The sequence below is a fragment of the Clostridium sp. DSM 8431 genome, from assembly GCF_900116755.1.
GTDB lineage: Bacteria > Bacillota > Clostridia > Clostridiales > Clostridiaceae > Clostridium.
Map to the genome: position 1 here is coordinate 1 of NZ_FPBY01000318.1, position 1,315 is coordinate 1,315.

A 1,315-nucleotide genomic window follows, 5' to 3' on the forward strand; every position below is an offset into this window, starting at 1 on the left:
TTTTTTATTTTATTCAGTTGTAAAATTATTCAAGCATTTTTGCACTATTATAGTATTTATTTTGCCTGTCTACTTGACAGGGGTCTGTTCAAGCATAATGTACTTCCTTTAATAGAGACAGTACTAATTCTTAAAAAAGGTGGTAAAGCTGTTGCCTGCGGTTGTTTTAAACCATATGATAAAGATTCTGTAGAAATAAAAAGAATGTTTGTTTTAAAAGAAGAAAGAGGCAATGGATATTCAAAGGAAATATTAAAGAATCTTGAAAAATGGGCATTAGAACTAGGATACAAAAAAGCAGTTTTAGAGACTGGTAAAAATCAAAGAGAAGCTTTAGGACTCTATGAAAGGTGCAAATATAAAAAAGTAGAGAATTATGGACCATATATAGGCAAAGAACATAGTGTATGATTTGCTAAATATTTATAGATTTTGAGAAAAGATGGGTAAAAATCCTAATGTAGATATAGCTATGGCAATGCATGCATATTCAGCTATTATGTGGCTAAAAAATAATTAATGGTGATTACGATTGTTACGGAGAAGTGTATGTGTGGAGAACCAAAATAAAAAGAGATTAGTTTAAGAATTCAGTTTTCTGGTATATAATAATGTATAAATGTATTTATTATTGGAGGCAATAAAATGAATAAAGATGATATAAATTTATATGATGTATTTAGCCATTATTCATATAGCCAGCTAAAAGAGATGTTTAAAAAAGCAAAAACAAAAGATGAGCAGGACTTTTATATGACTCTTTCAAATTTAGGATTACAAAAAGAACAGGCAAAGATTATAGGTAAGTAACATGTCTACATATACTGAAGAAGGTGTATCTTTTAACCAAGAAACAACTTTATGCGGTAATAGTATTATTAAAAATATAAAGTCTGCAAAGGAAAAAGGATTTTATGTTGTTATGAATTATATTGGAGTAGATAATACGGAAATAGCAAAGGAAAGAGTGAGGATAAGAGTTGCTAAAGGTGGTCATGGAATTGCTGATAAGGATATAGAGAGAAGATATTATGATTCCTTAGATAACTTAAAAAGAGTTATTGATCTTTGCGATGAAATAAATATTTACGATAATAGTAATTTATTTAGAGAAATAATGAATATTGAAGCTGGTAAGATAATATGGAAATCGAATAATATGCCTGAATGGGTTAGTGAGATATTTTAAGAATAGTTAGTGAACTCAAGTTTGCTGACTATTTTTTAATGCATAGACCAGTTATACAAAAAAATAAAAAATTTTAAAAAGTAATTTTTTAAAAAAGGGTACACTTAATAAACCATTATTATTTTA

2 protein-coding genes and 1 pseudogene are annotated in these 1,315 nt (G+C 27.5%); all 3 read left to right on the forward strand.

Translation table 11 applies throughout. The annotated features are described in order from the left end of the window. The coding region (locus BM384_RS17090; protein WP_090015477.1) for a GNAT family N-acetyltransferase at positions 1-411 on the forward strand (411 nt) is incomplete at its 5' end. A 234-nt stretch (positions 412-645) separates the two neighbouring features. Next, on the forward strand, positions 646-810 hold the full coding sequence (locus BM384_RS17855; protein ID WP_090015479.1) for a hypothetical protein: 165 nt from the start codon (positions 646-648) through the stop codon (positions 808-810). A gap of 19 nt (positions 811-829) precedes the next feature. Continuing rightward, positions 830-1,189, forward strand: a pseudogene (locus BM384_RS17100) (ATPase); the annotation flags it as partial. Positions 1,190-1,315 lie beyond the last annotated feature (126 nt).